The following is a 25,235-nucleotide window of genomic DNA, read 5'->3' on the forward strand; positions in this document are numbered from 1 at the left end:
GGGTCGGTGAGGAGTTCGAGTCAGGTCGAGCGTCGAGTCACGTCGAACGGGTCGAGCCGGTGGGACGGGCGGCGCGCCGCGTGCGGGGTCAGAGCACGCGCAGCGTCCAGGACCAGCGGTGGGTGCCGGCCGGGACGAGATGGTCGGCCGAGGTGTCGGGCCCGCACGAGGCCGTGCCGACCCCCCGGTGCGCGGCGTCGAGGTGCACCACGCAGCCGGGCCGCGGCACCAGCTCGTCGTGATGGGTGGCGGCCGCCAGATCCGCGGCCCGGTAGCGGGTCACGGTCACCTGACGCGGTTCGTCGAGCGCGACCGCGAGGCCCGTGGCGTCCGGCGCCGAGAGCGTGAAGCGGCGTACACCGTGCCGCCCGCCGCTCTCCTGCGGACGCAGATAGGGGGTGAACAACTCGTCCACGGGGAGGGAGTGGTGGCCCACCGGCGCGCCGGTGCTCCGGTCCGGGTAGGACTCCCAGGGACCCTGCCCGTACCACTCCAGGACATCGAGCCCGGCGACCGTCTCGAAGACCGAGCCCACCCGCGGTACGTCGTCGAGCGCGGCCGGCAACTGCGCGGTCTCCTCGATCCGCACCCCGCCCTCGACACGGGTGAACACCTGCTCGTGACGTACGGCGCCCGCCGGGGTCGCGTACTCGGCGACCACGGTGACGCCTGCGCTCTCGCGGCGTACGTCCACGAGCTTGCGCTCCAGCGCGTCGAGCCCCCAGGCCCGCCAGCGCACCGCCATGCCGCCGAGCTCGTCGTTGTCGGTCGGTGTCCGCCACAGCGACAGCACGGGGGCCGCGGTGAGCAGCGGATGGACGAGCAGCCCGTCCTCGTCGACCTCGACAGAGGAGTCCTCGGTCGCGACAGAGCCCACGGGGGTGGCCGCCCTGAGCCGCACCTGCGGCACACACACCTCCGTGCCGCGCGGTGCCCAGGCCTCCTCGTCCGCCGTGGTCACCCGCAGCGTCAGCCAGGCCTCGCCGCCGTCCTCCGGCAGCGTGAACGGCATCGGTACGGCCACCGATTCGCCCGCCCGTACGTCGGGCAGCTCGGCCGCGACCGTCAGCGTGCCGCCCTCCGCGAGGGACAGCTCCCACTCGGCGGTCAGCCACTCGAGGCCCCGGAAGTGCTGGTGGTTGGTGAGCCGCAGCTCGCCCCCGACGTACGCGAGGCGCACCGGCGCCGCGATCTCCCGGTGCTCGTACATCACCGGCTTGGGCGTGCGGTCGGGGAAGACGACCCCGTCGGCGACGAAGGCGCCGTCGTGGATCGTCTCGCCGAAGTCGCCGCCGTAGGCCCAGCGGTGGCCGGGCGCGGCGACACCGTTGTCATACAGCCCGGCGCCACCGCGCCCGGCCGGTCTTCCGTCGTTCACGCGTTGAAGAATGCCGTGGTCCCAGAACTCCCAGATGAAACCGCCCTGAAGCCCTGGGGTTGACTCGATGGCGGCCCAGTGGTCGGCCAGCGTGCCGTTGCTGTTGCCCATGGCGTGCGAGTACTCGCACTGGATGAGCGGCTTGGTCTGCTCCCCGGAGAGGGCGTGCGCGACACAGTCCTCGAGCGGCGCGTACATGGGGCAGGCGATGTCGGAGGCGACCTTCGGGTCGGCCCAGCCGAGCTTCGCCGCGCCCTCGTACTGGAGGGGCCGGGACGGGTCGTGGCTGCGCAGCCACCCGGCGGCGGCGTCGTGGTTGGCGCCGTAGTCGGACTCGTTGCCCAGCGACCAGATGATCACCGAGGGGTGGTTCTTGTCGCGCAGGACCATACGGGAGACGCGGTCCACGAAGGCGCCGAGGTAGCGGGGGTCGTCGGCGATCTCGTGCGCGTGGTCGTGCGCCTCGATGTTCGCCTCGTCCACGACGTAGAAGCCCAGCTCGTCCGCGAGGTCGAGCAGGGTCGGGTCGTTCGGGTAGTGGGCGGTGCGGATCGCGTTGAAGCCGAAGCGCTTCAGCGTCACCAGATCGGTGCGCATGTCGTCGTACGACACGGTCCGGCCCGTCAGCGGGTGGAAGTCGTGCCGGTTGACGCCCCGGATGTAGACCCGCTCGCCGTTGAGAAGCAGGTCCCGGCCGCGGATCTCGACCTCGCGGAAGCCCACGCGGTGGTGCGAGGTGTCGGCGACCGAGCCGTCGGCGCGGTGCAGCCGTACGGTCAGGTCGTACAGCTCGGGCGTCTCGGCGGTCCAGGCGCGGACGCCCGCGACGACCGTGGTGAGACGGGCCTCGCCGAGGAAGTCGGAGACCCGGCCGTCCTCCTCCTTGAACCGCTCGTACTCGGCGTCCTGGGTGAGCAGCTGGCCGTCCAGCTCCCCGGTGACGTACCAGCCCTGCGGCAGCGTGCCCCCGGCGTCCCGCACCTGGCAGTCGACCCGCAGGCCGCCGTCGCACCGCGTCCGTACGGTCACGTCGGCCAGTCGCAGCGGATCCGTCGCGTACAGCAGCACCGAGCGGGTGATCCCGGCGTGCCACCACTGGTCCTGGTCCTCGAGGTGCGAGGCGTCCGACCACTTGACGACGGTGAGCCGCAGCAAGGCGCGCTCTCCGGGGCGTACGACGTCGGAGAGGTCGAACTCGGCCGCGAGGTGCGAGTCCTTGGACACGCCGACGGGCCGCCCGTCCACATGGACCAGCAGCACGCTCTCGGCGGCGCCGACCTGGAGCACGATCCGGCGGCCGGCCCACTCCGCGGGGACGTCCACCTCACGCTCGTACACGCCCGTCGGATTCGCGTCCGGCGAGGTGGGCGGGAACTCGCCCCACGGCATCTTGAAGTTGGTGTACTGCGGCAGGTCGTCGGTGTCCTGGGTGGTCCAGGAACCGGGCACCTGGAGCGAGGACCAGGCGAGACCGGGGGCCGAGGTGGGCGTGGGCAGCAGTTGGAAGCGCCAGGAGCCGTCCAGTGACAGGGCACCGGATCGGCGGTCGACGGCGTTCATGGGCAACCGCCCCCAGGAGGTCACCTCAGGTGCTTCCCAGGGGCGGAGCGCGAGCAGCGGGTCCCGCATCAGCGGATGGCTCCCTTGCCGAGGTCCGCGATGATCTGCTTGGCGCCGATCGCGAAGACGATCAGCAGTGGGATGAGGGCGAGAAGTGCGCCGGTCATGACCATTCCGTAGTCGGTGGTGCCGTGGACACCGTTCAGCTGGGAGAGCGCGACCTGGAGGGTCACGTTGTTCGGGTTGGTGAGGGCGATCAGCGGCCAGGCGTAGTCGTTCCACTGGCCCATGAAGGTGAAGATGCCGAGGAAGGCGAGGCCCGGCCGGACCACCGGGAGCGCCACGTGCCAGTACTGGCGCAGGAAGCCCGCCCCGTCCAGCTTGGAGGCGTCGATCAGCTCGTCGTGGATCGCGCTCTTCATGTACTGGCGCATCCAGAAGATGCCGAACGCGTTGGCCGCCGCCGGGACGATCAGCGCGGTCATCGATCCGATCCAGCCCAGCTTCGCCATGATCACGAACTGGGGGATCGCCTGGAGCTGCGCCGGGACCATGAAGATGACCATCATCAGCGCGAACAGCACCCGGCGGCCCGGGAACTGGAACTTGGCGAACACGAACGCGGCCAGCGAGTCGAAGAACAGGACCAGGACGGTCACCGAGCACGCGACCAGCAGCGAGTTGAACATCGACCCGAAGAAGTCGACGTTGTCGAAGAGGTGGCGGACGTTCTCGAGGAAGTGCGAGCCGGGCAGCAGCTTCGGCGGGTAGGAGAAGATCTCCGTCGACGAGTGCGTCGACATGATCACGGCCCAGTAGAACGGGAAGACCGAGAGCAGCAGACCGATGATCAGGGAGAGGTGGAGGGCGATGCCCCGGCGCCGTGACCCCTTGATGGTCGACGTGCGCCCCGCCCCCTTCATGGAGGCCGATGAACCCTTGAGGATTGCCATGGTGGGGCCTCCCTAGTCTTCGCCCCGGCGCTGCACCAGGCGCCAGTTGATGATCGAGAAGATGATGACGACGAGGAAGATGCCCCAGGCCACGGCGGCGCCGTAACCGAAGTCGTTGTTGTCGAAGGTCTGCTGGAAGAAGTAGAGGACCATCGTCTGGCCCGAGTGGCCGGGGCCGCCCGCGAACGACGAGTTGTTGTCCGTGGTCTGCAGCAGCACCTGCGGTTCGGAGAAGGTCTGCAGGCCCGTGACCGTCGAGATGATGAGCACGAACAGCAGCACCGGACGCATCAGCGGCAGCGTGATCCGGAAGAAGGTCTGGATGGGTCCGGCGCCGTCCACCCGCGCCGCCTCGTACAGCTCGCCCGGGATCGTCTGGAGCCCCGCGAGGAAGATGATCGCGTTGTAGCCGGTCCACTGCCAGGTCATCAGCGTGGCGATGGCGACCTTGATGCCCCACGGAGTGTTCAGCCAGGCCACCTGGTCGAGGCCGACCGCCTGGAGCAAGGCGTTCGCCAGACCGAAGTTGGTGGAGAAGACCGAGCCGAAGATGATCGCGACCGCGACGATCGAGGTGACGTTCGGCAGGAAGTAGGCGAACCGGTAGAGGTTCTTGAAGCGGACGGCCGAGTTGAGCATCACGGCCGTGACCATCGATAGGAAGATCATCGGGAAGGTGGCCAGCGCCCAGATGATGATCGTGTTCCCGATCGAGGTCCAGAACTGGGTGTCCGACAGCAGATAGCGGTACTGCGAGAGCCCCGCGAACTCCATCGAGCCGAGGCCGTCCCAGCGGTGGAACGACAGATAGAGCGAGAAGCCGACCGGGATCAGACCGAAGGCGAGGAACAGCAGATAGAAGGGGGAGATCGCGGCGTACAGCCGCCAGTAGCTGAGGATGCCCTTCTTGGGGTGGGTGACAGGGGCCTTGGAGAGGGCCGCGGGAGGCGTGTCGACCACGGGTGCGGTAGCCATCAGTAACTCACCCCCAGGTGGTCCGCGATGCGCCGGCACTTGCTCATGGCGTCCCTCCAGGCCTTGTCCGGGTCCTTGCCGAGGACGGAGAAGTTCCGCAGCTCGTCGTTGATCGGGGTACTCAGCGCGATGTCGTACGGGCTGTTGAAGGCGACCGGGATGTTCTGCGCCGCCGGACCGAAGACGTCCATGGTGACCTGGTCGCCGAAGAAGGCGTCGGGTTCACGCAGCTTCTTCATCGCGTAGGACGCCGGGGTCGAGGGGAAGAGCACCGAGTCGACGAAGCCCTGCGCCTGGTTGCCCGCGTCGAGCATCCAGGTGATCATCTCGAAGGCCTTCTCGGGCTCCCGGCACGCCTTGGTGATCGCGAGGAACGAGCCGCCGATGTTCGAGGGACCGCCCGGACACGCGGCCACCCGCCACTTGCCCTTGGTCCTCGGCACGTTGAGCTTGATGTCGCCGGCCGCCCAGGAGGCGTTCAGCTGGCTGGGCAGCAGACCCCGCTCGGTGGCCGAGGTGTTGTCGGCCGTACCGTTGATGATCTTCGAGACCAGTCCGCGACGGGTGGCCTCGACGGAACGGTCCCAGGCGGTGCGTACATGCTCCTGGTCGCCGATGAAGTGCCGGTCCTTGTCGACGAACCGCTTGGTCGTCTGGTTGACCGAGATGCCGAAGACGCTGAGCGCGTCGGTCAGGATGAACGTGCCGGGGAGGCGCTTCTTCAGCTGCTCGCCGGCCGCGAAGAACTGGTCCCAGGTGGCCAGCTCCTTCGAGACGTCCTCGGGCTCGTACGCCAGTCCGGCCTTCTGGAAGACGGCGGGCTGGTAGTAGTGCGCGACCGGACCGCAGTCGATCGGGAAGCCCACCATCGAACCGTCCGGGGCTATGCCCTGATCCCACTTCCAGGGCAGGTACTGGTCCTTGAGCTTCTCGGCACCGAGCGTGCGCAGGTCCACGAACTGGTCGGAGTTGGGCAGATACGAGGCCATGTCCTCGCCCTTGAGCCCGGCGATGTCCGGGATGTGGGCGCGTCCGGTCATCGTGGTCATCAGCTTCGAGCGGTAGTAGCCGCCGATCTGGATGGCCTGCAGATTCACCGCGCTGTCGTAGCGGGCCTTGGCGTCCTGGACGACTTTCGGGCTCAGCCCGCCGCTCCAGTACCACAGGACCATGTTGCGTCCGGTCGAGCCGGTCGGAACGCCGCAGCCGGTCGCCAGGCCGCTCAGCGCCGTGGCGGCCGTACCGCCCAGGCCGGCGCGCAGCAGGCCCCTTCGTGAGAGCCGCACAGCTCCCACCGCCTTTCGGATCTTTTCGGTCTTCGCGTACGAGGGGTCTTACGTGGGGTCTTGCAAGGGGTCGTGCGTGGGGTGTTTCGCGTTGCGATGCGTGGGGTCATGCGCGTCATACGTGCCGTGCGTGTCATGCGGGGGGGTCTTACGGGGTGTTGCGCGTGGGGTCATCGGGGTGCGCCCGCCCGACGCGTGGCGTCGGGCGGGGTCACGGGGGCGGGACGGACGGGCGGGCCCGGGTCCGCCGGGACGCGGTCGGCCAGGAAGCCGTACGCGCGCCGCAGTTCACGGTCTTCGAGCGACTGCCACCAGTGGTGGACGCCGTACCAGCCGGGCGCCGCAAGCGCACCGCCGTGCCGCTGTACGGACAGGCCCGCGGCCAGCACCGCGAAGCGCAGCCGCTCCTCCAGCGGCCAGCCGCCGAGCGAGGCGGCGACGAAGCTCGCGCCGAAGACGTCTCCGGCGCCTGTCGCGTCCAGGACGTCGACGGGGAGGGCGGGCACCTCCGCGTACTCGCCCGTCGTCTGGTCCACCGCGACCGCGCCGTCGCCGCCCCGGGTGACCACGGCGACCGGCACCAGCTCGGTCAGCGTGCTCAGGGCCGCGACCGCGCTCTCGGTGCGCGTGTACGCCATCGCCTCCGTCTCGTTCGGGAGGAAGGCGTGGCACAGGGAAAGCTGGTCGAGGAGGTCCCGGGACCACTGTTGTGTGGGGTCCCAGCCGACGTCCGCGTAGATCTGCGTGCCGGCCGCGGCGGCCTTGGCGAGCCAGGCGCGCGGTTCGGCCTCGATGTGCACGAGGGCGGTGCGCGCCTCGGGCGGGTCGCCCATCAGCTCGTCCTGCGAGTACGGCGGTTCCTGGCCGTGGGTGACCAGGGCCCGGTCGTTGCCGTGCGCCAGCGAGACGGTGACGGGAGTGTGCCAGCCGTCCGCGGTGCGGGACAGGGAGAGGTCGATGCCCTCCTGGTCGGCGAGGACCTCACGGCAGTACGCGCCGTAGTAGTCGTCGCCGAAGACCGTGGCCAGGGAGGTGCGCAGGCCGAACCGGGAGGCCGCGACCGCCAGGTTGGCGATGCCGCCGGGGCTCACTCCCATTCCCTCGGTCCAGATCTCCTCGCCGGCCGTCGGCGGCTTCCCCAGTCCGGTGAGAACGAGGTCGTAGAAGAGCAGCCCGGTCAGCATCACATCGGGCCGTTCGTCACCCACGAGCACATCCTCTCGTCAAAAGTCTGCAAGCGGTGCACAGGATCGTGCGCGCCTCTGGCCAATTTGGCAAGAGTCGAGCAGAACTGAGCATAGAAATGATTGGGAATGACGAGTACTGTTCACAGGGTGCTGGCAGAGCGACGACATCAACTCATCCTGCGGGCCCTGCGCTCCGGCGGGCCCGCAGCCGTGACCGATCTCTCCGAACAGCTGGGCGTGAGCCCCGCCACGGTCCGCCGTGACCTGCTGAAACTGGAGGAGGAAGGCCTGCTCACGCGGGTGCACGGCGGGGCGGTCGTGGAGGAGGGCGACCAGCCCTTCGCCGAGGTCGCCGAGGTCCGTGTGGCCGAGAAGGACGCCATCGCGGAGCGCGCCGCCTCGATGGTCCAGGACGGCCAGTCCGTCCTGCTGGACATCGGCACCACCGCCTACCGGCTGGCCCGGCAGCTGCACGGCCGCCGGATCACCGTGATCACCAGCAATCTGGTGGTCTACGAGGAGCTGGTGGACGACGAGGACATAGAGCTGGTGCTGCTCGGCGGAATGGTCCGCCGTGAGTACCGCTCCCTGGTCGGCTTCCTCACCGAGGACAACCTGCGCCAACTGCATGCCGACTGGCTGTTCCTCGGTACCAGCGGGGTACGGCCCGGCGGGCAGGTGATGGACACCACCGTCGTCGAGGTGCCGGTCAAGCGGGCCATGATCGAGGCGGGCGACAAGGTCGTCCTGCTCGCCGACCGCGCGAAGTTCCCGGGTACGGGGATGGCGCGGGTCTGCGGCCCCGAGGAGCTGGACGTGGTGGTGACGAACGGCCCGCTGGACCCGGCGACGCGGTCGTCGTTGGAAGAGGCGGGCGTGCAAGTGGTCGTGACAGGAAAGGCGGAAACGGCGTGAAGCTGACGATTCTGGGTGGCGGCGGATTCCGGGTGCCGCTCGTGTACGGGGCGCTCCTCGGGGACCGCGCCGAGGGCCGCGTCACCCATGTCGTGCTGCATGACGTGGACGCCGGACGGCTCACGGCCGTCGCCCGGGTGCTGGCCGAGCAGGCGAAGGACCTGCCGGACGCCCCCGAGGTGTCCTTCACCACCGACCTCGACGACGCCCTGCGCGGCGCCGACTTCATCTTCTCCGCGATCCGCGTCGGCGGCCTCGCGGGACGTGCCGACGACGAGCGGGTGGCCCTCGCGGAGGGCGTCCTCGGCCAGGAGACGGTCGGCGCCGGCGGCATCGCGTACGGCCTGCGCACGGTCCCCGTGGCCGTGGACATCGCCCAGCGGGTGGCCCGGCTCGCCCCCGACGCCTGGGTCATCAACTTCACCAACCCGGCCGGACTGGTCACCGAGGCCATGTCCCGGCACCTCGGCGACCGCGTCATCGGCATCTGCGACTCGCCGGTCGGCCTCGGCCGCCGCATCGCCACCGTCCTGGGCGCCAACCCCCGCGAGGCCTGGATCGACTACGTCGGCCTCAACCACCTCGGCTGGGTGCGCGGGCTGCGCGTCGCGGGCCGCGACGAGCTGCCGCGGCTGCTCGCCGACCCCGAGCTGCTCGGCTCCTTCGAGGAGGGCAAGCTCTTCGGCGTGGAGTGGCTGCAGTCCCTGGGCGCCGTCCCGAACGAGTACCTGCACTACTACTACTTCAACCGGGAGGCCGTCCGGGCCTACCAGCAGGCGGAGAAGACCCGCGGCGCGTTCCTGCGCGACCAGCAGGAACAGTTCTACGCCGAGATGAAGCGCCCGGACACCGCCGCGCTGAGCGCCTGGGACCGTACGCGGGCCGAGCGCGAGGCCACCTACATGGCGGAGAACCGGGACGCGGCGGGCGCGGGCGAACGCGACGCCGACGACCTCTCCGGCGGCTACGAGAAGGTGGCGCTCGCCCTGATGCGGGCCATCGCCCGCGACGAGCGCACCACGCTCATCCTCAACGTCCGCAACCGCGGCACGCTGGGCGTGCTCGACACGGAGGCCGTCATCGAGGTGCCCTGCCTCGTCGACGCCAACGGCGCCCACCCGGTCGCCGTCGACCCGCTGCCCGACCACGCCAGCGGACTGGTCTGCGCGGTCAAGGCGGTGGAGCGCGAGGTCCTGTCCGCCGCCGAGTCCGGCTCGCGCACGACCGCCGTCAAGGCCTTCGCCCTGCACCCGCTCGTCGACTCCGTGAACGTGGCCCGCCGTCTGGTCGAGGGGTACACGTCGGTCCACCCCGGCCTGGCGTACCTTAAGTAAGCGCTTTCCCCCTTTCTTGGCTTCTTGGCTCCTGGAGACCTCACATGCACGACGAACGCCGCCGGATCGAGGAGCGCGTCGCACGCGTCCACGACCAGCGCATCAAGCCCGCGATCTACGCCGCCTCGGTGCCCTTCGAGGTCGAGGCCTGGCAGGCGCCCGGCGAGCCGGTCCCCTTCGAGGAGGCCGCCGCGGCGCCGTACAAGCCCTTCGCGATGGACACCCCCTGGGGTCCGCCGTGGGGCACCACCTGGTTCCGGATGCGCGGCTCGGTTCCCGCGGACTGGACGGGCAAGCGCGTCGAGGCCGTCTTCGACCTCGGCTTCGTGGGCGACTGGCCCGGCAACCAGGCCGAGGCGCTCGTCCACCTCCCGGACGGGGTCCCGCTGAAGGCGGTCAACCCGCAGAACCAGTACGTGCCGATCGCCCACCCGGCCGCGGGCGGCGAGGAGATCCACTACCTGGTCGAGGCGGCCTCCAACCCCGACATCCTTGCCAACGACTTCGCGGGCCCGACCCCGCTCGGCGACCGCCTCACCGCCGGTGACAAGCCGCTCTACACCTTCAAGCGCGCCGACATCGCCGTCCTCGACGAGAACGTCTGGCACCTCGACCTCGACGTCCAGGTGCTGCGCGAGCTGATGCTGGAGCTGGGCGAGCTCGACCCGCGCCGCCACGAGATCATGATCGCGCTGGACCAGGCGATGGACGCCCTCGACCTGGACGACATCTCCGGGACGGCCGCCGCCGCCCGCGCGGTGCTGGCCCCCACCCTGGCCAAGCCCGCGCACGCCAGCGCCCACACCCTCTCCGCGGCCGGGCACGCGCACATCGACTCCGCCTGGCTGTGGCCGATCCGCGAGACCAAGCGCAAGACCTCCCGCACCTTCTCGAACGTCACCGCGCTCGCCGAGGAGTACGAGGAGCTGGTCTTCGCCTGCTCGCAGGCCCAGCAGTACGAGTGGGTGCGCGACAACTACCCGCACGTGTGGGAGCGCATCAAGAAGGCCGTCGCCGACGGGAACTGGGCCCCGGTCGGCGGGATGTGGGTGGAGGCCGACGGCAACCTGCCCGGCGGCGAGGCGCTGGCCCGCCAGCTCATCCACGGCAAGCGGTTCTTCATCGAGCACTTCGGCATCGAGACCAAGGGCGTCTGGCTGCCGGACTCCTTCGGCTACAACGCGGCCTACCCGCAGCTCGCCAAGCTCGCCGGCAACGACTGGTTCCTGACCCAGAAGCTCTCCTGGAACCAGACCAACAAGCTGCCCCACCACAGCTTCTGGTGGGAGGGCCTCGACGGCACCCGCATCTTCACGCACTTCCCGCCCGTCGACACCTACAACGTCGAGTTCTCCGGCAAGGAGATGGCGCACGCCGTCCGCAACTACCAGGACAAGGGCCGCGGTACGACCTCGCTGGCCCCCTTCGGCCACGGTGACGGCGGTGGCGGCCCCACCCGCGAGATGATGGAACGCGCCCGCCGGCTGGCGAGCCTGGAGGGTTCGGCGAAGGTCAGGGTCGAGCACCCGGACGCCTTCTTCGCCACCGCCCGCGAGGAGATCCCCCAGGACCAGGTCTGGTCCGGTGAGCTGTACTTGGAGCTGCACCGCGCCACCTACACCTCGCAGGCCCGCACCAAGCAGGGCAACCGGCGCAGCGAACACCGCATGCGCGAGGCCGAGTTGTGGGCGACCACCGCCGCCGTGAACGCGCCGGGCTACTCCTACCCGTACGAGAAGCTCGACCGGCTCTGGAAGACGGTCCTGCTCCACCAGTTCCACGACATCCTGCCCGGTTCGTCCATCGCCTGGGTGCACCGGGAGGCCGAGGCGGAGTACGCGCGGGTGGCCAAGGAGGTCGAGGCGATCACGGCCGAGGCCGTGGCCGCGCTGGGCACGGGCGAGACCCGGGTGTTCAACACCAGCCCGGTCGACCGCGCCGAGGTGGTCCGCACCTCCGTCGGCATCCCGATGTACGCCGAAGTCCCCGCGGGCGGCAGCGCGTTGCTCGACGCGGCTGAGCCCCCGCGGCCGGTGACCGTCGAAGGCCGCGTCCTCGACAACGGCCTGGTCCGCGTCGAGCTGGCCGAGGACGGCACACTGACCTCCGTACGCGACCTGACGGCCGACCGTGAGGTCCTCGCCGACAAGGGCAACCTGCTCCGTCTGCACAGCGACCTCCCGAACTACTGGGACGCCTGGGACATCGACAAGCACTACAAGAACCGCTACACGGACCTGCTCGACGCCGAGTCCGTCACGGTCGTCGAGGACGGCCCGCTGCTCGGCGCGCTGAAGGTGGAGCGCGCCTTCGGCAAGGGCTCCCGGATCGTCCAGACGATCACCGTGCGGGCCGGCAGCCGCCGGATCGACGTCGAGACCGAGATCGACTGGCACGAGGCGGAGAAGATCCTCAAGGCGGCCTTCCCGGTCGACATCCGGGCCCCGCACTCCTCCGCGGAGATCCAGTTCGGCCATGTCCAGCGGCCCACGCACACCAACACCAGCTGGGAGTCGGCCCGCTTCGAGGTCTACGGCCACCGCTGGGTGCACATCGCCGAGCCCGGCTACGGCGTCGCGGTCATCAACGACTCGACGTACGGCCACGACGTCTCCCGCACGGTCCGCGAGGACGGCGGTACGACCACGACCGTACGCCTGTCCCTCGTGCGCGCCCCGCGGGTGCCGGACCCCGAGGCCGACCAGGGCAAGCACCGCTTCACCTACGCGCTGCTGCCGGGTGCGAGCATCGAGGACGCGATCGCGGAGGGCTACGCGCTCAACCTGCCGCTGCGGGTGGCGGATTCGGCCGGTCCGGCCGAGCCCGTCGTCTCCGTCGACGGGGAGGGCGTGACCATCGAGGCGGTCAAGCTCGCCGACGACGCCTCGGGCGATGTCGTCGTACGCCTCTACGAGTCCCGCGGCGGTCGCGGCACCGGCACCCTGCGCACCGGCTTCCCGCTCGCGGGGGCCCAGGTGACCGACCTCCTGGAGCGCCCGCTGACCACGGCCGACACGGACGGGAACACGGTTGCGGTCGTGCTGCGCCCCTTCGAGGTGCGGACGCTGCGGCTGGCCGTGGCGAAGGCGTGACCCCAGTTTCCATGAAGTATTAAGGAAACGGTAAAGAGCCTGGTCACGGCGGGTTTCTCGCCCGCCGTGACCACGGCGCTTCTTCTGCGCGACACCTGGAGTTCGCCCTTACCCCTTGTGATGCGGGGACCCGCGAGAAAGAGGTGTCACGGTGCGAGACCCGCGCATGTCCGCGATCGGCAAGGGACTGAAGCGCCGGGGGAGGCTGATGGCGGAGGCGGTGCGCCCGCCGCGGCGAATCCTCGACGGGGTGCCGTCGCCCCGGAGCCCCGAGGGCACCGACGGCCTGCCGTACGTCGCCCCGCCCGCCCCGCGGCTGGTGGACTCGCCCGTCTTCGTGCTCTCGTCCGTGCGCTCCGGCTCGACCCTGCTGCGGGTCCTGCTCAACAGCCACAGCCAGATCCGCGCCCCGCACGAGATGCATCTGCGCACCGTCCACGTCCACTTGTCGCGGGACTTCACCGCGGAGGCCATGCGGGCCCTCGAACTCGACAAGGACGAGCTGGAGCACGCCCTGTGGGACCGGCTGCTGCACCTCGAACTCACCCGCAGCGGCAAGCGGATCATCGTCGACAAGACCTCGCCGAACACCCTCGTCTGGCCCCGCCTGCACCGATGTTGGCCCAGCGCCCGCTATCGAACTCTTGCCCATTGATGCGACCTTCAGGGTGGCGGTGTGGGGCATCCGGCCTGTAGCGGCCCGGGAGTCCGCGGCTCCAGGCTATTGTCGTCGTGTCCGACACCGAGGTGTCGGACCTACCGCCGGACGGGCGGGAAGTCAGGCCTGCGGAGGCCTTGTAAGACCGACCCTCACCAGTCGGCAGGGCCCGTGAAACAGGAACCCAAGGTGGTACCGCGTAGCGGTACGGACCGGAATCCCCTGCCCCCGGGCAGGAGAGGGCGTCAAATCGTGCTGCTGCGCCTCCCGGCGACTGGAGCGACACGTGGGGGTACCCGACCGTCTGACGGCCGGATACCCCCACGCCGGGAGCGTCAGCCGGTGAACCCGGCCGTGATGGAGGTGAACTGCCAGTTGTTCTGGCTGATGCCGGAGCAGTTGCTCACCACGCCGCCGCCGGGGCAGGGCCGGTCACGGTTGACCGCCCAGTAGGCGAGACGGGCGATGTGGTGGGAGTTCGCCCAGTCGCGGATCGAAGTCCAGATCGCCGGGGTGGTGTTCTCCTGCTGGTCGGACAGACCGTTCATGCCGGAGATGCCGATGTGGGAGTAGGCCGTGGCGTCGTCCCAGCCGAAGGTGGACTTCAGCTTGGCCTTCAGCCCCTCGGCGGCGTTGACGGTGTTGCCGTACATGTCCGAGCCGCCGCCGAAGTCGAACGGCATGATCGTGAAGACGTCGATGCCCGCGTTCAGCGACTGCGCCTGCTCGATGAGCCGGTTGCCGTAGTAGGTCGGTCCGGTCGTCGAGGTGCCGAAGGTGACGATCGTCTTCAGGCCCGGGTTGTTGGCCTTGACGGTCTTCAGCGCGGTAAGGATCTTGGCCTGGACGGCCTCGTTCTCGAACTCGTCCGTGTTCTCGATGTCCATGTCGATCGCCTTGAGCCCGTAGGCGTCGATGACCTTCTGGAGCGCACCGGCGAGCGCGCTCGCCGAGGAGCAGTTGGCCCCGAGCTTGCTGCCCTGCCAGCCGCCGAACGATGGGACGATGTCACCGCCGGCGGAGCGGATCTGGTTGATGACGGTCTGGTCGTTGCCACCGGTGAGCGCCCTGCTGCCGTCCCAGGCGGGGTTGCAGCCGCCCGAGTCCAGCATGAACGCCATCGTGAACCACTTGACGCCGGTCGAGCTCATCACCGAGGTCGCGCTCGGCGGGTCGCCCCAGCCGAGGTAGAGGTACGGCGCCGCCTGCTTGAAGCCGGTGCCGCCGCCACCGCCCGCGTTCGTGGTCACGGACACGGAGTTGGAGGCCCCGGAGGTGTTCCCGGCCGCGTCCCGCGCCTTCACCGTGAACGTGTAGGCGGTGCTCGACGAGAGACCGCTGACCGTCGCGCTCGTCCCCGAGACGCTCAGCACCTGGTTCGAGCCGCTGTAGATGTCGTACGCGGTGACGCCCACGTTGTCGCTCGAGGCGCCCCACGACAGGGACACGCTGGAGGAGGTCTTGCCGGTGGAGGTCAGGTTCGTCGGCGCGGTCGGCGCCTGGGTGTCGGAGCCGCCTCCGCCGCCCGGACCGTCCAGGCTGATGTCGTCGGCGTAGTAGGTGCCCTGCGCGTACCAGCCGTGGACGTAGATCTTGGCGCTGGTCTGCGAGGCGCCGGTCGTGAAGGAGACGCTGAGCTGGCTGTACGCCGACGGGGACGTCGTCCAGGTCGAAGCACCGCCGTCCACGCCCAGGTACACGTAACTGCCGCGCACCCAGCCCGAGAGGCTGTACGTGGTGTTCGGCTGGACCGAGACGGTCTGGCTGCACTGGGCGTTGTCACTCGAACTCACCGCCCCGGCCAGGGCCTTGGAGCCGCTGTGCACGGGGCTGGAGACGACCGAGCCGAGGTTCCCGGTGCACGACCAGGGGGAGAGGCTGCCCGACTCGAGGCCGGGGTTGGACAGGATGTTGGCCGCCTGGGCCGTGGTGGGCAGCGCGACCGCCCCGGCCAGCGCCAGGGCGGCGGTGCCGAGCAGTGCGAGGACGCGATGTCTGGAACGCCTGAGGTCTGTTCTGAGGTTGATGCGCACGCGATCTCCCTTGAGGCATGGGGGTGTTCGGGAGTGCTTCGGGAGTGCTGAGAGGTGCGCAACCAAGTTGGTATGGACCAATCCCGCTGTCAAGGCGTTGCGCGGAATTGGTCCAGACCGGTGAGCGGGTGGTGAGGGTGGGACGTCAGGGGTGAGCGACAAGGGCGAGGGGCGGGGGCGTAAGGCTCAGGCGGGGGCGATGGCGGCCGTGGTCGCGTTGGAGGCCTGGGACGCATGGGCGGGCGCGGGCTCCGATGCCGGAGCGGCCTCCGTGGCGGGGGCCGGGGCGGGCACGGCGGGCAGGGTGGACACGGGCGCGTCGGTGCGCTGCTGCGGCAGCGAGACCGGACGCACCGGACGGGGACCCGCGAGCACGGTGTAGTCCTGCCCGAGCAGCGGCGGCACCATCTCGCCCGGCTCCTCGCCGAGCGCCAACCGCACCGCCGCCCAAGGGGCGTTGATGCCGCACTGCGAGAGCTGGTGCAGACCGCCCGCCGGGCGGGTGTTGACGTCCATGAGAACCGGGTCGTCGCCGAGCATCCGGAACTGAATGTTCGTCAGGTAGTGCAGTCCGAACGCCTCCGCGAGCAGCCGCGCGGGCTCGATGAACGAAGGGTGCAGCGTGAAGCCGCGACGCCGTCCGTTCTTCGTGCGGCCCACCGCCATACGGACCCGGCCGTCCGGCGCCGTGAGGCAGTCGACGGACACCTCCGGCTGCCCCAGGAGCGGCATGACCAGCCAGTCGACGGGCTCGTCCGCCGCCCGCACCGCCTCCACGACCAGGTCGAGCGGCACGTACGGGCTCGGAAATCCATTGAGGTGCGCGAGCGAGAAGGGGGCGCGCGTGATGACGCGGAAGCCCACTCCGCCGGCCCCCGCCGCCGGCTTGAAGCAGGCCTTGTGACCCGCGGCCTCCAGGGTCTCGACCGCGGTGACGAGCTCCTCCTCGGTGCGCACTCGCCACCACGGCGGCACCGGCACGCCCACCGCCTGCACCGCCTGATACGCGGTGGCCTTGTCCAGGAAGACGGCCACGGCCTCGGAAGGCGGCGCCAGCAGGGCCGTACCGAGCGCCGCGAACTCGGCGCGGTGCGCCACGATCGCCGCCTGGTGCAGCACCGGCACGAACACGTCGATGGAGTGGCGCGCGCACTGGTCGAGGGCGTACTCGACGTAGGCGGCGGGGGAGAGACCCTCCGGCTCCATGGCGGCGGTGTCGGCGGCGGCAAGCACGGGGGAGTCGGGATCACCGTGGGTGGCATGGATCTCGACCGGGCGGAGCTGCGGATTACTTCGCAGCTGGTCCATGAAGAACACGTTCTCCGCGTACGTGCGGTTGAGCCAGACGCGTACGCGAGAACCCATGCAGGCCGCCTTTCAGGGTTCCGGGCACGGCGGAGCAGGCCGTGCCCGGCCAAGGGAGAGGGAGGAACAGCAAACCGCCATACGCCGAGAAGGGTTCGTGGCGGTTGTGTTGGGGCGATCATAAGGGGCGCGAGCCCGGTGTGACGCTACGGGCGTGTTACGGATTTACCGAGACCCCGGAATCAGGCTCGACGCGCCGGGGCGCGAGGCCCGGCGCGCGGGCCGTCCTTGTCCCGCGGGGACGAATGTGTTCTTGTGTTTCCAGTCCTTTTCTCGGAGGTGGCAAGGGTGCGGTCGACGGCCGGCGGACACGGAAACCTGCTGGCCATCAGCGACCTGCACATCGGGTACGCGGAGAACCGCGCCCTGGTCGAGAAGATGCGCCCGCACACCGACGACGACTGGCTCCTCGTGGCCGGTGACGTCTCGGAGACCGTGGCCGACATCCGCTGGGCCCTCGAAACCCTCAGCGGACGCTTCCGCAAGGTCGTCTGGGCGCCCGGCAACCACGAGCTGTGGACCCACCCCAAGGACGCCGTGCAGCTGCGCGGTGTCGCCCGGTACGAGCATCTCGTCGCCGTGTGCCGGGAGTTGGGCGTCACGACCCCCGAAGACCCCTACCCCGTCTGGGACGGGCCGGGCGGCCCCGCCGTCGTCGCACCGCTCTTCCTCCTCTACGACTACTCGTTCCTGCCGCCGGGCTGCGCGACCAAGGACGAGGGCATGGCGTACGCCGAGGGGACCGGGGTGATCTGCACCGACGAGCACGTCCTGCACCCCGACCCCTACCCGAGCCGCGAGGCCTGGTGCCGGGCCCGGGTCGCCGAGACCGAGCGCAGGCTCGCCGAGCTGCCCGAGGACCTGCCCACCGTCCTGGTCAACCACTACCCGCTGGACCGTCACCCGACCGACATCCTGCGCTACCCCGAGTTCGCCATGTGGTGCGGCACCCGGCTGACCGCCGACTGGCACCGCCGCTTCCGCGCCCAGGTCATGGTCTACGGTCATCTGCACATCCCGCGGACCACCCACCACGAGGGCGTCCGCTTCGAAGAGGTCTCGGTGGGATACCCCCGGGAGTGGCGGCCCCGCCCCGGACCGCCGGACACCCTGCGCCACGTACTGCCGATGGAGGTCGGAACCGGTGATCGAGGAGCTGCTTCCGGAATCGGTCGTGACCGTGGAGACACGCGGTGACGACCAGGACTGGGGCGCGCCGCTGTACCCCGGGGAGCAGGAGCTCGTGGAGCGGTCCGTGGAGAAGCGGCGCCGTGAGTTCGCCGCCGTGCGTTCCTGTGCCCGCCGGGCCATGGAGAAGCTCGGTGTGCCCGCGCAGGCGGTCCTGCGCGGCGAGCACGGGGCGCCCGTCTGGCCCGCCGGACTGATCGGCAGCATGACGCACTGCGAGGGCTACTGTGCCGCGTCCCTCGTCCGCGCCACCGATCTGGCCTCGCTGGGCATCGACGCCGAGCCCCACGAGGAACTCCCCGACGACGTCATCGTCTCCGTGGCCCTGCCCACGGAGAACGACCGGCTGCGCGAACTGGCGCGGCAGGACGCCTCCGTGCACTGGGACCGGCTGCTGTTCAGCGCCAAGGAGTCCGTCTACAAGGCGTGGTACCCCCTCACCGGAAAGTGGCTGGACTTCTTCGAGGCGGACATCGAACTCTTCGCGGACGAGGGCCCCGCGCGCTCCGGCGGCCTGCGCGCCGAACTCCTCGTGCCGGGACCGCTGGTGAACGGGCGACGCATACAGTCCTTCGAAGGACGCTGGACCGTGCGCCGGGGCCTGCTGGCCACGGCCGTCACCGTCCCGCGCACCGGGGCCGACGCCTAGGCAAGGCGGCCTCCGGGCTCCGGGCACCAGCTGTGCAGCAGCCGGAAGAACTCCTCCTCGTTGCCCGCGAGCCCGGCCGCCGCCAGCGCCTGCTCCGCCTCGGCGAGCGCGGCGGGCGGCACCACGGGTGGTCGACGCCCGTCCGGCGGACCGTCGAACGCCGCTCGTACGGTCTGGAGGAGACGCAGATAGGCCTGCACGGCGGCGCGTTCGTGGTCGGTCAGTACGGCGGTCGGCATCGGACGGCTCTCCCCGGGTCGGCTGGTCGAAGCGGTACATGGCGGTACGTGCCTCCAGCTTGCCAACCGCCACTGACAATGCGGTTTCGATGCGTTCGGGTTCGCCCGCTTAGCGGAGGTGAAACATCACGGAAATCCCTTGTGGGACAGGGGCCCTAGGCTGGTGAGAAGAGCCGGGAAGCGCCTTCTCGGCAGCGGGGAAGCCGCCTTCACGGCGGCCCGGAACAGGAGGTGAGCCCGTGGTCGACGTACCGCCTCGGCGTCCGCGGCGCAACCCGCGGCTGCGCTCCGTGGGCGACGCGGAGCTGCGTCTGCAGCACCGCGTCGTGCACGGCTACCGTCGTGCCTACCGCGTGGCCGGTGAGGGCCCCGCGCTCGTCCTGATCCACGGCATCGGCGACTCCTCGGCGACCTGGGCGGACCTGATCCCCGACCTCGCACGCTCCCACACGGTGATCGCGCCCGACCTGCTCGGCCACGGCTCCTCCGACAAGCCGCGCGCCGACTACTCGGTGGCCGCGTACGCCAACGGGGTCCGCGATCTGCTCACCACGCTCGACGTCGAGTCCGCCACCCTGGTCGGGCACTCGCTCGGCGGCGGTGTCGCCATGCAGTTCGCCTACCAGTTCCCGGAGCGCACCGAACGGCTGATCCTGGTCAGCGCGGGCGGCGTAGGCGGCGAGGTCAACCCCGTACTGCGGGCCGTCTCGCTGCCGGGCGCCCACCTCATGCTCTCCGCGCTGCGGCTGCCCGGCATGCGGCTCCAAGTCGGCCTGTTCCTGAGTCTGATGAGGCTCCTGGACACCGATCTGGGCCAGGACGCGCCGGAGTTGCTCAACCTCGTCGACGCGCTGCCCGACGCGACCTCCCGCAGCGCGTTCATCCGCACCCTGCGGGCGGTCGTCGACTGGCGCGGGCAGGCGGTGACCATGCTCGACCGCTGCTATCTGACCGAGGGCATGCCCACGATGCTGCTCTGGGGCGACCGGGACAGCGTGGTGCCGGTGCGACACGCGTACGGCGCGCACCAGGCCATGCCGGGCAGCCGGCTGGAGATCTTCGAGGGCGCGGGCCACTTCCCCTTCCACAGCGACCCGGCCCGTTTCCTCGACCTTGTCGAGGAGTTCACCAGCACCACCAGCCCGGCCGACTGGAGCCGCGAGCACTGGCGCGAGCTGCTGCGCGCGGGCCGCCCCGGCACCACGGCCGGCCGGCCCGACACCGCCCACAACCGGGCGGTGGAGCGCGATCTGCGCGAGGCGAGCGAACGCAGCGCGACCTGACACCCACCGCCGACGGTGCTCCACCGCCGATGGTGTCCGGCGCCGCTGGTCGCCCGCCCTCCGCTCAGCCCCCTGCCGGCGTTCCCGACGGCTCCGGGACGCTCAGCACCGCTTCCCGCTCCTCGGCCGTGAAGGGCGGGGCGGTCAGGGGAGCGCGCCGCGGGCCCCGCAGTACGGCGACGGCGACCTTCGGTGCGACCAGCGTGGACAGGGGAGCGGAGAGGGTGATCGCGGCCAGGAACGCCCGGGCCGCCAGGGGGCGTCCCGCCGCCGTGCGCAGGAGCCGGTCGACATAGCGCCCCAGCAACTTCCGCGCGAGCCCGGGCTGCTCGCCGATCGCGCCCGGGTAGCGGATGTCCGTGCCCGTGGCCAGCTCCCAGGCGATCGTCACCGGAAGGGCCACTGCCCGTTGCACCCGCCGCGCGAGCCCCGGCGCCGCGATCCCGTGCTCGGCGAGCCGGCCGCGCAGCGCCAGCGCGCCCTGCGCGGCCACCGTCATGCCGTGCCCGTAGACCGGGTTGTACGTGGCGACGGCGTCGCCGAGCGCGACGAACCCCTCCGGCCAGCCCTTGACCTTCTCGAAGAAGCGCCGCCGGTTGATCGTGCTGCGGCTGACGGCGACCTCCGTCAGCGGCTGCGCGTGCGCGATCAGCTCGCCCACCACCGGGTGGCGCAGGCCGCGCGCGAACGGCTCGAACTCCTCGACGGAGTCCGTCGGCTGCCCCTCCCGGGTGCCCGACAGCGTCACCAGCCAGCGTCCGCCCTCGACGGGCACGATCGTCGCGGAGCGGCCCGGCACGGGCTGCGCCGGGTCGGGCTGTACACCGACCACGGGGTAGTCCTCGGTGCCCGCCGGTGCCCGGAAGATCCGGCTGGCGTAGGTGAGTCCGGAGTCGACCTCGTCCAGCGGCGCCGGTGCGACACCCAGCGCGTCGAGCCAGAGGGTGGAGCGCGAGCCGCGCCCCGAGGCGTCCACCACCAGGTCGGCCGGCAGCACCCGTTGGCCGCCGTCGCGCATCTGTACGCGCACGCCCGTCACCCGGGAGGCGTCGCCCTCCAGACCGAGCAGCTCCGTACCGTCCACGACGGTCACCCGGTCCTTCGCGGCGACCTGGTCGCGCAGTACCGAGTCGAGCAGATCACGGCTGCACGAGATCATGAACTCCATCTCGGGCCAGCGCCGCAGCCAGCCCTGCGCCGTCAGCGAGACGAATCCGGTGGGCATCGGGATCCGGCGGGCGCCCGCGGCGAGCCAGGCGGCGGTCACCCCCGGCAGCAGCTCCTCCATCGCGCGGGCGCCGCCGGACAACAGCAGATGGGCGTGCCGGGCCTGCGGGAGGCCCTTGCGCGGCGCGGGCCCGTCCGGCAGGACGTCGCGCTCGACGACGGTGACCTCGGCGTACGGGTCCAGGGCGGCGGCGGCCAGCAGACCGGCCGTCCCCGCGCCGATGACGACGGCCCGACGGGGGGCCGTACCTCTGTCGCCTGCTGCCGCGCTAGCGGGATTGCTCATGGAAGTCGCTCTCTGACCTGGTCGCGGCCCGTCCTCGGACGGCCGCGACGACGGGTGACTGACGCAGGGCCATCGACATCCGTACGAGGTCGCGTGGACCCTCGGCGGAAGCGGCGGGGGTGGTGGCGGCCTCCGCCGCGCTGATGACCCTGCCCTCCGGGTCGGCCGCCCTGGCCCGCACCGCCGCCGTCACCATCGCCGCGTCGGCCTCGGCCTGAGCCTGGGCGGGCTCGGAGCCCGCCGTCACGGCCGCGTCGTAGGCGAGGGAGCGTACCGCGGAGTCGAAGTAGGGGTACAGGCTGAGCATGCCGTCGTGGATGTCGGACTCCCGCTGGGTGACCTGGAGTTCGGCGGAGGACCACCAGGAGATCCGCACCGCGTGGTCCGCGTGCGCCGAGACCGTCCTCAGCTCGCGCCACAGCGGCCCGAGCCGGCGGTACGTCGACCACGTGGTCCAGCTGTCCCCGATGCGCTGACAGGCCAGCGGGAGCAGGAAGCCGACCGCGCTGACCTGGGCTCCGACGGAGGCCAGTACGGGGGCCACGTCGGTGCTCAGACCGTCCAGGTTCGCGCCGTTCCAGCGGGCCACAACGGCGATGAACTTGGTCGCCGAGTAGGGGACGTTGAAGAGGAAGCCGACCGCGATCGTCAGCAGCCCGGCACGCAGCCAGCCGTCCACCTGAAGGGCCCAGCGCCAGCACATGACGTTCATCGCGACGCCCGCGACGGTCAGCGCCACGAGGTAGAGGACGATCATCTCGCGGATGAACGGGGTGTTCGCGTAGTAGGTGTCGAGGTCCCGCAGGCGCTCCTCGGGGCAGTCTCCGAGCAGGTAGAGCACGACCAGCGCCACGCTGACGACGCCGTACCCGGTGATCCAGCGGCGGGAGAGCCGGCGGGTGACCTCGGGCGGGCCGCCGCGCCAGTGGATGATCAGCACCAGACAGGACGCGCTGAAGACGCTCAGCAGGCAGTAGACCAGGGGCGCCGAGACGTTGGGGATGCCGGTGAGGTCGTTGACCTCGGCGATGGTCGGCGGGGCCGCGAAGAGGAACACCAGACAGGCCAGCGCCAGCAGGACGCCCACCGACCGCAGCAGCGGGTCGCGCCAGCCGCGGATCAGGGTGGGCGCCTTGACGGCGAGGGCGGCGCCCATGGCGACGGCCGGCACGTAGTAGCTGGATCCGTCCATGTCCGGGAAGGCGCCTCAGCCCTGCGGTCCGCGGTATCCCAGGGACGCCTCGATGCGACCGGCCAGACCGTCCCGGCTCACCGGCCCGCGCAGTGGCGAACCGGCGAGCCAGGTACGGCACTTGCTGGCGAGCAGCAGACCGAAGCTCTCGGCCTCCTTCTCGTCCGCGAGGTCGAAGCGGGTGCGCGCGGCGACCCTCAGGACGGTCGCCTGCAGATCGGCGGTGTCGCTGAGTAAGCGGGCCGCGACGGCGGCGCCCTCGACGTGGTGACTGCAGTGCCCGGCCTTCATGTGCCACAGTTCGTGGCCGAGGATCACCAACTGGTGGTCGGGGGCGGTGCGTTCCTCGATGACGACGAGGTCCTGGTCGGCCATGTCGAGCCACAGCCCGCTGGCGGTGCCGGGCGGGAACGCGGCCGTACGGAACTGGACGGGACGGCCGCGGCGTCTGCTCATGGCGTCGCACAGGGCGGCGTACAGGTCGCCGGGTTCCGCCGGTGCCGGGAGCGAGAGCTCCGCGACCAACTCGCCGCACAGGCGGCGCATGTCCCTTCCGATGCCCACAGTTCTCCCCCGGATCACGACTCGGGCCGCTTGACGCTCTCCAAGAGCATGTCCAGCCATTCGGCGACCTTGTCGCGGTGCTGGTCGGTGGGCAACTGCGCGGCCCGCCAGGCGATTCCGCGGACCCCGTGGTCCTGGAGCAGCCGCTCCAGCGGGTCGTCGGCGGCCGCGGCCGCCTCGCGCTCGCGGTCGGCGAGCTGTTGCAGCAGCTCCTGCTCCGAGCGCTGCAGGGCGCCCACGAGTGCCTCGGAGTCCTCGGCCGTCAGGAACCCCGCGTGTACCCGGAAGAAGCGCTGGATGGCGTCGCAGTGCTCCATGGTGGGGCGCCGGTCGCCGTTGATGAGGGCGCCCGCCTGTTGACGCGACATTCCGGCGCCGTCGGCGATCTCCTGTTGGGTGTACTTGCGCCCATTGGGCTTGAGCCGGGTGCGGCGCAACAGGTCCAGGCGCTGGAGGAAGCGGGCCTGGAGATCGGGTTCCCCGGCGGGGCGACCGCCCAGCAGGGCCCGCACCACGGGTTGAGGGACGCCGGACTCGGCCGACAGGCGCTGGACGTCGAAAACCTCGGAGTGCTGCACATCGAGCCGGTCGGCGAGTGCGGTGACCCGGGCCACGACGGCCGGCAGCAGAACCGTCGCCATGGCGCCCGGAACTTCGAAGCCATCCGTCACCGACTGATCTCCTACGTCTCTCTCAGTCTCGCTGCAGGTCTCTCAGGTCTCGCTCACATGGGTCAGGGACCAACGGGAGACTAGCCGTTCGCTCGAACTCACATCCAGCTGTCGCCACAACTGTGGCGCGAATCAGCCGTCAACAAGCGCCAAATGCCACGATAGTTGACATGGCTGAGCTCCGGGCAGCAGGATCGGGGCGCCGCGTGAAGGCCGCAGAGGCAAGAGGGGTGACCTCCCGATGGCGTACCAGGCAGGATGGCAGCGGTCCCAGCCGCGACCTGTTCCCGAGAGTCTCGAGGCTCAGGCGTATCTCCAGGACTACGCCGCTCTCCTGGAGGCCGTCGCGTTCCCGTCCGTCGTCTTCGACCACTGCTGGGACGTCGTGTTGTCCAACGCCGCGTTCGAGACACTTTTCGGCGGCGTCGGCCCCCATCCGACCGCCATGCCGGGTGACAACTTCCTCCGGTTCGTCCTGTTTCACCCGGACGCGGCCACGGTCCTCGGCGAGCACGAGTCGAGCTGGTGCCTGCCGATGCTGGCCCACTTCGCCGCGGCGGTGGAGCGCCACGGTCAGGACCGCGGACTCCAGTCGATCCGCCGGGACATCGCCCAGGACCCGATCATGGAGGCCGCCTACCGGCAGGGTCTGCCGCACTGGATCCGCGCCGTCGGCCCGGACGCCGTCGAGCACGACGGCGCCGTACGGCCGCTGGTGCACCCCGATCCCCGCTGGGGTCGTACGGACTGCCGGATCGTCGGCGAGACCCCCAAGACCCTTCAGGACATGGGATATACGCGGATGACCCTGATCCTGCGCGAGGCGCGGCCCATGGCGGCCGGACCGCGCAGGACACGCAACGGCGCGGCGGAGCTGCGCGTGGTGTGAGGGCGCCCGGCGGTCCAGGGCGTGGGCCCGCTCAGGGGTCCAGCACGACGAGCACGAGGGGTACTCCGTCGCACGGGATCAGCCGCATCCCGTCGTGGCGCGCGGTCCGCGCCTGCGCCAGTACGGCCCCGAAGTCCGGGCCCTTGGTGAGCGATCCGGCCAGATGCGCGGGATCGGCGGCGAGCGGGGCAGGAGAAGCCGGATCGTCGCCGGGCGGTCCGGCGTCGTTCGTGTAGGTCTTCCGGGAGCCGGAGTGAGAAACGACCGTGCGGCGCCTGTTACCGATGAGAGAGGCATGTGACATAGTACTG

21 protein-coding genes are annotated in these 25,235 nt (G+C 70.6%); 8 read left to right on the top strand and 13 right to left on the bottom strand.

Translation table 11 applies throughout. The features are described 5' to 3' along the window. Nucleotides 1-88 precede the first annotated feature (88 nt). The 5 genes from OG798_RS43705 to OG798_RS43725 form a co-directional block, all read right to left on the bottom strand. Nucleotides 89-3,007 carry a glycoside hydrolase family 2 TIM barrel-domain containing protein gene (locus tag OG798_RS43705; RefSeq protein ID WP_328758851.1) on the bottom strand — a complete coding sequence of 973 codons (2,919 nt, stop codon included), beginning with the start codon at nt 3,005-3,007 and terminating at the stop codon, nt 89-91. Then, nucleotides 3,007-3,891: an ABC transporter permease subunit gene (locus tag OG798_RS43710; RefSeq protein ID WP_328758852.1), complete on the bottom strand. Its 885-nt coding sequence runs from the start codon at nt 3,889-3,891 to the stop codon at nt 3,007-3,009. The genes OG798_RS43705 and OG798_RS43710 overlap by 1 nt, the downstream gene beginning before the upstream one ends. 12 nt (nt 3,892-3,903) lie before the next feature. Next, entirely contained in the window at nt 3,904-4,866 is a 963-nt protein-coding gene (locus tag OG798_RS43715; protein WP_095851448.1) for a carbohydrate ABC transporter permease, read from the bottom strand. Next, complete coding sequence (locus OG798_RS43720) at nt 4,866-6,152, bottom strand: ABC transporter substrate-binding protein (RefSeq protein ID WP_328758854.1); 1,287 nt, start codon at nt 6,150-6,152, stop codon at nt 4,866-4,868. The genes OG798_RS43715 and OG798_RS43720 overlap by 1 nt, the downstream gene beginning before the upstream one ends. 170 nt (nt 6,153-6,322) lie before the next feature. Further along, on the bottom strand, nt 6,323-7,360 hold the full coding sequence (locus OG798_RS43725; protein ID WP_120987582.1) for a carbohydrate kinase family protein: 1,038 nt from the start codon (nt 7,358-7,360) through the stop codon (nt 6,323-6,325). Nucleotides 7,361-7,486: 126 nt separating this feature from the next. On the opposite strand from OG798_RS43725, the gene OG798_RS43730 reads away from it, so the two are divergent. The 4 genes from OG798_RS43730 (at nt 7,487) to OG798_RS43745 (ending at nt 13,335) form a co-directional block, all read left to right on the top strand. Then, on the top strand, nt 7,487-8,254 hold the full coding sequence (locus tag OG798_RS43730; RefSeq protein ID WP_054234544.1) for a DeoR/GlpR family DNA-binding transcription regulator: 768 nt from the start codon (nt 7,487-7,489) through the stop codon (nt 8,252-8,254). Next, the gene (locus OG798_RS43735) at nt 8,251-9,588 is read left to right on the top strand and encodes a 6-phospho-beta-glucosidase (RefSeq protein ID WP_121414269.1); all 1,338 of its coding nucleotides are present in this window, start codon (nt 8,251-8,253) and stop codon (nt 9,586-9,588) included. The genes OG798_RS43730 and OG798_RS43735 overlap by 4 nt, the downstream gene beginning before the upstream one ends. Before the next feature lie 44 nt (nt 9,589-9,632). Continuing rightward, nucleotides 9,633-12,680, top strand: a complete 3,048-nt coding sequence (locus OG798_RS43740; protein WP_328758856.1) for an alpha-mannosidase — start codon at nt 9,633-9,635, stop codon at nt 12,678-12,680. Between the two features lie 151 nt (nt 12,681-12,831). Next, nucleotides 12,832-13,335, top strand: a complete 504-nt coding sequence (locus tag OG798_RS43745; protein WP_328758857.1) for a sulfotransferase — start codon at nt 12,832-12,834, stop codon at nt 13,333-13,335. 338 nt (nt 13,336-13,673) lie between these two features. Here the strand turns inward: OG798_RS43745 and OG798_RS43750 are convergent, their stop codons facing one another. Continuing rightward, complete coding sequence (locus tag OG798_RS43750; protein WP_328758858.1) at nt 13,674-15,371, bottom strand: carbohydrate binding domain-containing protein; 1,698 nt, start codon at nt 15,369-15,371, stop codon at nt 13,674-13,676. Between the two features lie 186 nt (nt 15,372-15,557). Beyond that, nucleotides 15,558-16,736, bottom strand: coding sequence for an ATP-grasp domain-containing protein (locus OG798_RS43755; protein WP_121414267.1), 1,179 nt, complete (start codon nt 16,734-16,736; stop codon nt 15,558-15,560). Nucleotides 16,737-17,024: 288 nt separating this feature from the next. Between OG798_RS43755 and OG798_RS43760 the strand changes: the two genes are divergently transcribed. Together OG798_RS43760 and OG798_RS43765 are read left to right on the top strand one after the other, a co-directional pair. After that, nucleotides 17,025-17,933: a metallophosphoesterase family protein gene (locus OG798_RS43760; RefSeq protein ID WP_121414266.1), complete on the top strand. Its 909-nt coding sequence runs from the start codon at nt 17,025-17,027 to the stop codon at nt 17,931-17,933. Next, nucleotides 17,881-18,573, top strand: a complete 693-nt coding sequence (locus OG798_RS43765) for a 4'-phosphopantetheinyl transferase family protein (RefSeq protein WP_095851440.1) — start codon at nt 17,881-17,883, stop codon at nt 18,571-18,573. The genes OG798_RS43760 and OG798_RS43765 overlap by 53 nt, the downstream gene beginning before the upstream one ends. Here the strand turns inward: OG798_RS43765 and OG798_RS43770 are convergent. Beyond that, the gene (locus OG798_RS43770; protein WP_067361603.1) at nt 18,570-18,812 is read right to left on the bottom strand and encodes a hypothetical protein; all 243 of its coding nucleotides are present in this window, start codon (nt 18,810-18,812) and stop codon (nt 18,570-18,572) included. The two genes, OG798_RS43765 and OG798_RS43770, sit on opposite strands and share 4 nt — an antisense overlap. A 239-nt stretch (nt 18,813-19,051) precedes the next feature. Between OG798_RS43770 and OG798_RS43775 the strand changes: the two genes are divergently transcribed. Beyond that, a complete protein-coding gene (locus OG798_RS43775; RefSeq protein WP_179436361.1) occupies nt 19,052-20,095 on the top strand; it encodes an alpha/beta fold hydrolase in 1,044 nt (347 codons plus the stop codon). A gap of 64 nt (nt 20,096-20,159) precedes the next feature. Here the strand turns inward: OG798_RS43775 and OG798_RS43780 are convergent, their stop codons facing one another. From OG798_RS43780 to OG798_RS43795, 4 genes are read right to left on the bottom strand one after another with little or no spacing between them, the layout of a single operon-like run. Continuing rightward, the gene (locus OG798_RS43780) at nt 20,160-21,608 is read right to left on the bottom strand and encodes an NAD(P)/FAD-dependent oxidoreductase (RefSeq protein ID WP_095851439.1); all 1,449 of its coding nucleotides are present in this window, start codon (nt 21,606-21,608) and stop codon (nt 20,160-20,162) included. Next, entirely contained in the window at nt 21,592-22,800 is a 1,209-nt protein-coding gene (locus OG798_RS43785; RefSeq protein WP_075030455.1) for an MAB_1171c family putative transporter, read from the bottom strand. Before OG798_RS43785 ends, OG798_RS43780 begins: the two co-directional genes overlap by 17 nt. 15 nt (nt 22,801-22,815) lie before the next feature. After that, complete coding sequence (locus OG798_RS43790; RefSeq protein ID WP_054236102.1) at nt 22,816-23,346, bottom strand: hypothetical protein; 531 nt, start codon at nt 23,344-23,346, stop codon at nt 22,816-22,818. Between the two features lie 32 nt (nt 23,347-23,378). After that, nucleotides 23,379-24,035, bottom strand: coding sequence for a helix-turn-helix domain-containing protein (locus tag OG798_RS43795; RefSeq protein ID WP_095851437.1), 657 nt, complete (start codon nt 24,033-24,035; stop codon nt 23,379-23,381). A gap of 241 nt (nt 24,036-24,276) precedes the next feature. On the opposite strand from OG798_RS43795, the gene OG798_RS43800 reads away from it, so the two are divergent. Then, complete coding sequence (locus tag OG798_RS43800) at nt 24,277-24,924, top strand: MmyB family transcriptional regulator (protein WP_328758862.1); 648 nt, start codon at nt 24,277-24,279, stop codon at nt 24,922-24,924. A gap of 31 nt (nt 24,925-24,955) precedes the next feature. On the opposite strand, the gene OG798_RS43805 is transcribed toward OG798_RS43800, so the two are convergent. Continuing rightward, nucleotides 24,956-25,228: a hypothetical protein gene (locus OG798_RS43805; protein ID WP_121414263.1), complete on the bottom strand. Its 273-nt coding sequence runs from the start codon at nt 25,226-25,228 to the stop codon at nt 24,956-24,958. Nucleotides 25,229-25,235: the final 7 nt, after the last annotated feature.

Origin of the sequence: Streptomyces sp. NBC_00271 (assembly GCF_036178845.1) — a bacterium.
GTDB lineage: Bacteria > Actinomycetota > Actinomycetes > Streptomycetales > Streptomycetaceae > Streptomyces.

Excerpts from the sequence above, each read along its gene's own strand:
- OG798_RS43705 (WP_328758851.1), bottom strand. The coding sequence starts at position 3,007 with ATGCGGGACCCGCTGCTCGCGCTCCGCCCCTGGGAAGCACCTGAGGTG.
- OG798_RS43710 (WP_328758852.1), bottom strand. The coding sequence starts at position 3,891 with ATGGCAATCCTCAAGGGTTCATCGGCCTCCATGAAGGGGGCGGGGCGC.
- OG798_RS43715 (WP_095851448.1), bottom strand. The coding sequence starts at position 4,866 with ATGGCTACCGCACCCGTGGTCGACACGCCTCCCGCGGCCCTCTCCAAG.
- OG798_RS43740 (WP_328758856.1), top strand. The coding sequence starts at position 9,633 with ATGCACGACGAACGCCGCCGGATCGAGGAGCGCGTCGCACGCGTCCAC.
- OG798_RS43755 (WP_121414267.1), bottom strand. The coding sequence starts at position 16,736 with ATGGGTTCTCGCGTACGCGTCTGGCTCAACCGCACGTACGCGGAGAAC.
- OG798_RS43770 (WP_067361603.1), bottom strand. The coding sequence starts at position 18,812 with ATGCCGACCGCCGTACTGACCGACCACGAACGCGCCGCCGTGCAGGCC.
- OG798_RS43780 (WP_095851439.1), bottom strand. The coding sequence starts at position 21,608 with ATGAGCAATCCCGCTAGCGCGGCAGCAGGCGACAGAGGTACGGCCCCC.
- OG798_RS43785 (WP_075030455.1), bottom strand. The coding sequence starts at position 22,800 with ATGGACGGATCCAGCTACTACGTGCCGGCCGTCGCCATGGGCGCCGCC.
- OG798_RS43790 (WP_054236102.1), bottom strand. The coding sequence starts at position 23,346 with ATGCGCCGCCTGTGCGGCGAGTTGGTCGCGGAGCTCTCGCTCCCGGCA.
- OG798_RS43800 (WP_328758862.1), top strand. The coding sequence starts at position 24,277 with ATGGCGTACCAGGCAGGATGGCAGCGGTCCCAGCCGCGACCTGTTCCC.
- OG798_RS43805 (WP_121414263.1), bottom strand. The coding sequence starts at position 25,228 with ATGTCACATGCCTCTCTCATCGGTAACAGGCGCCGCACGGTCGTTTCT.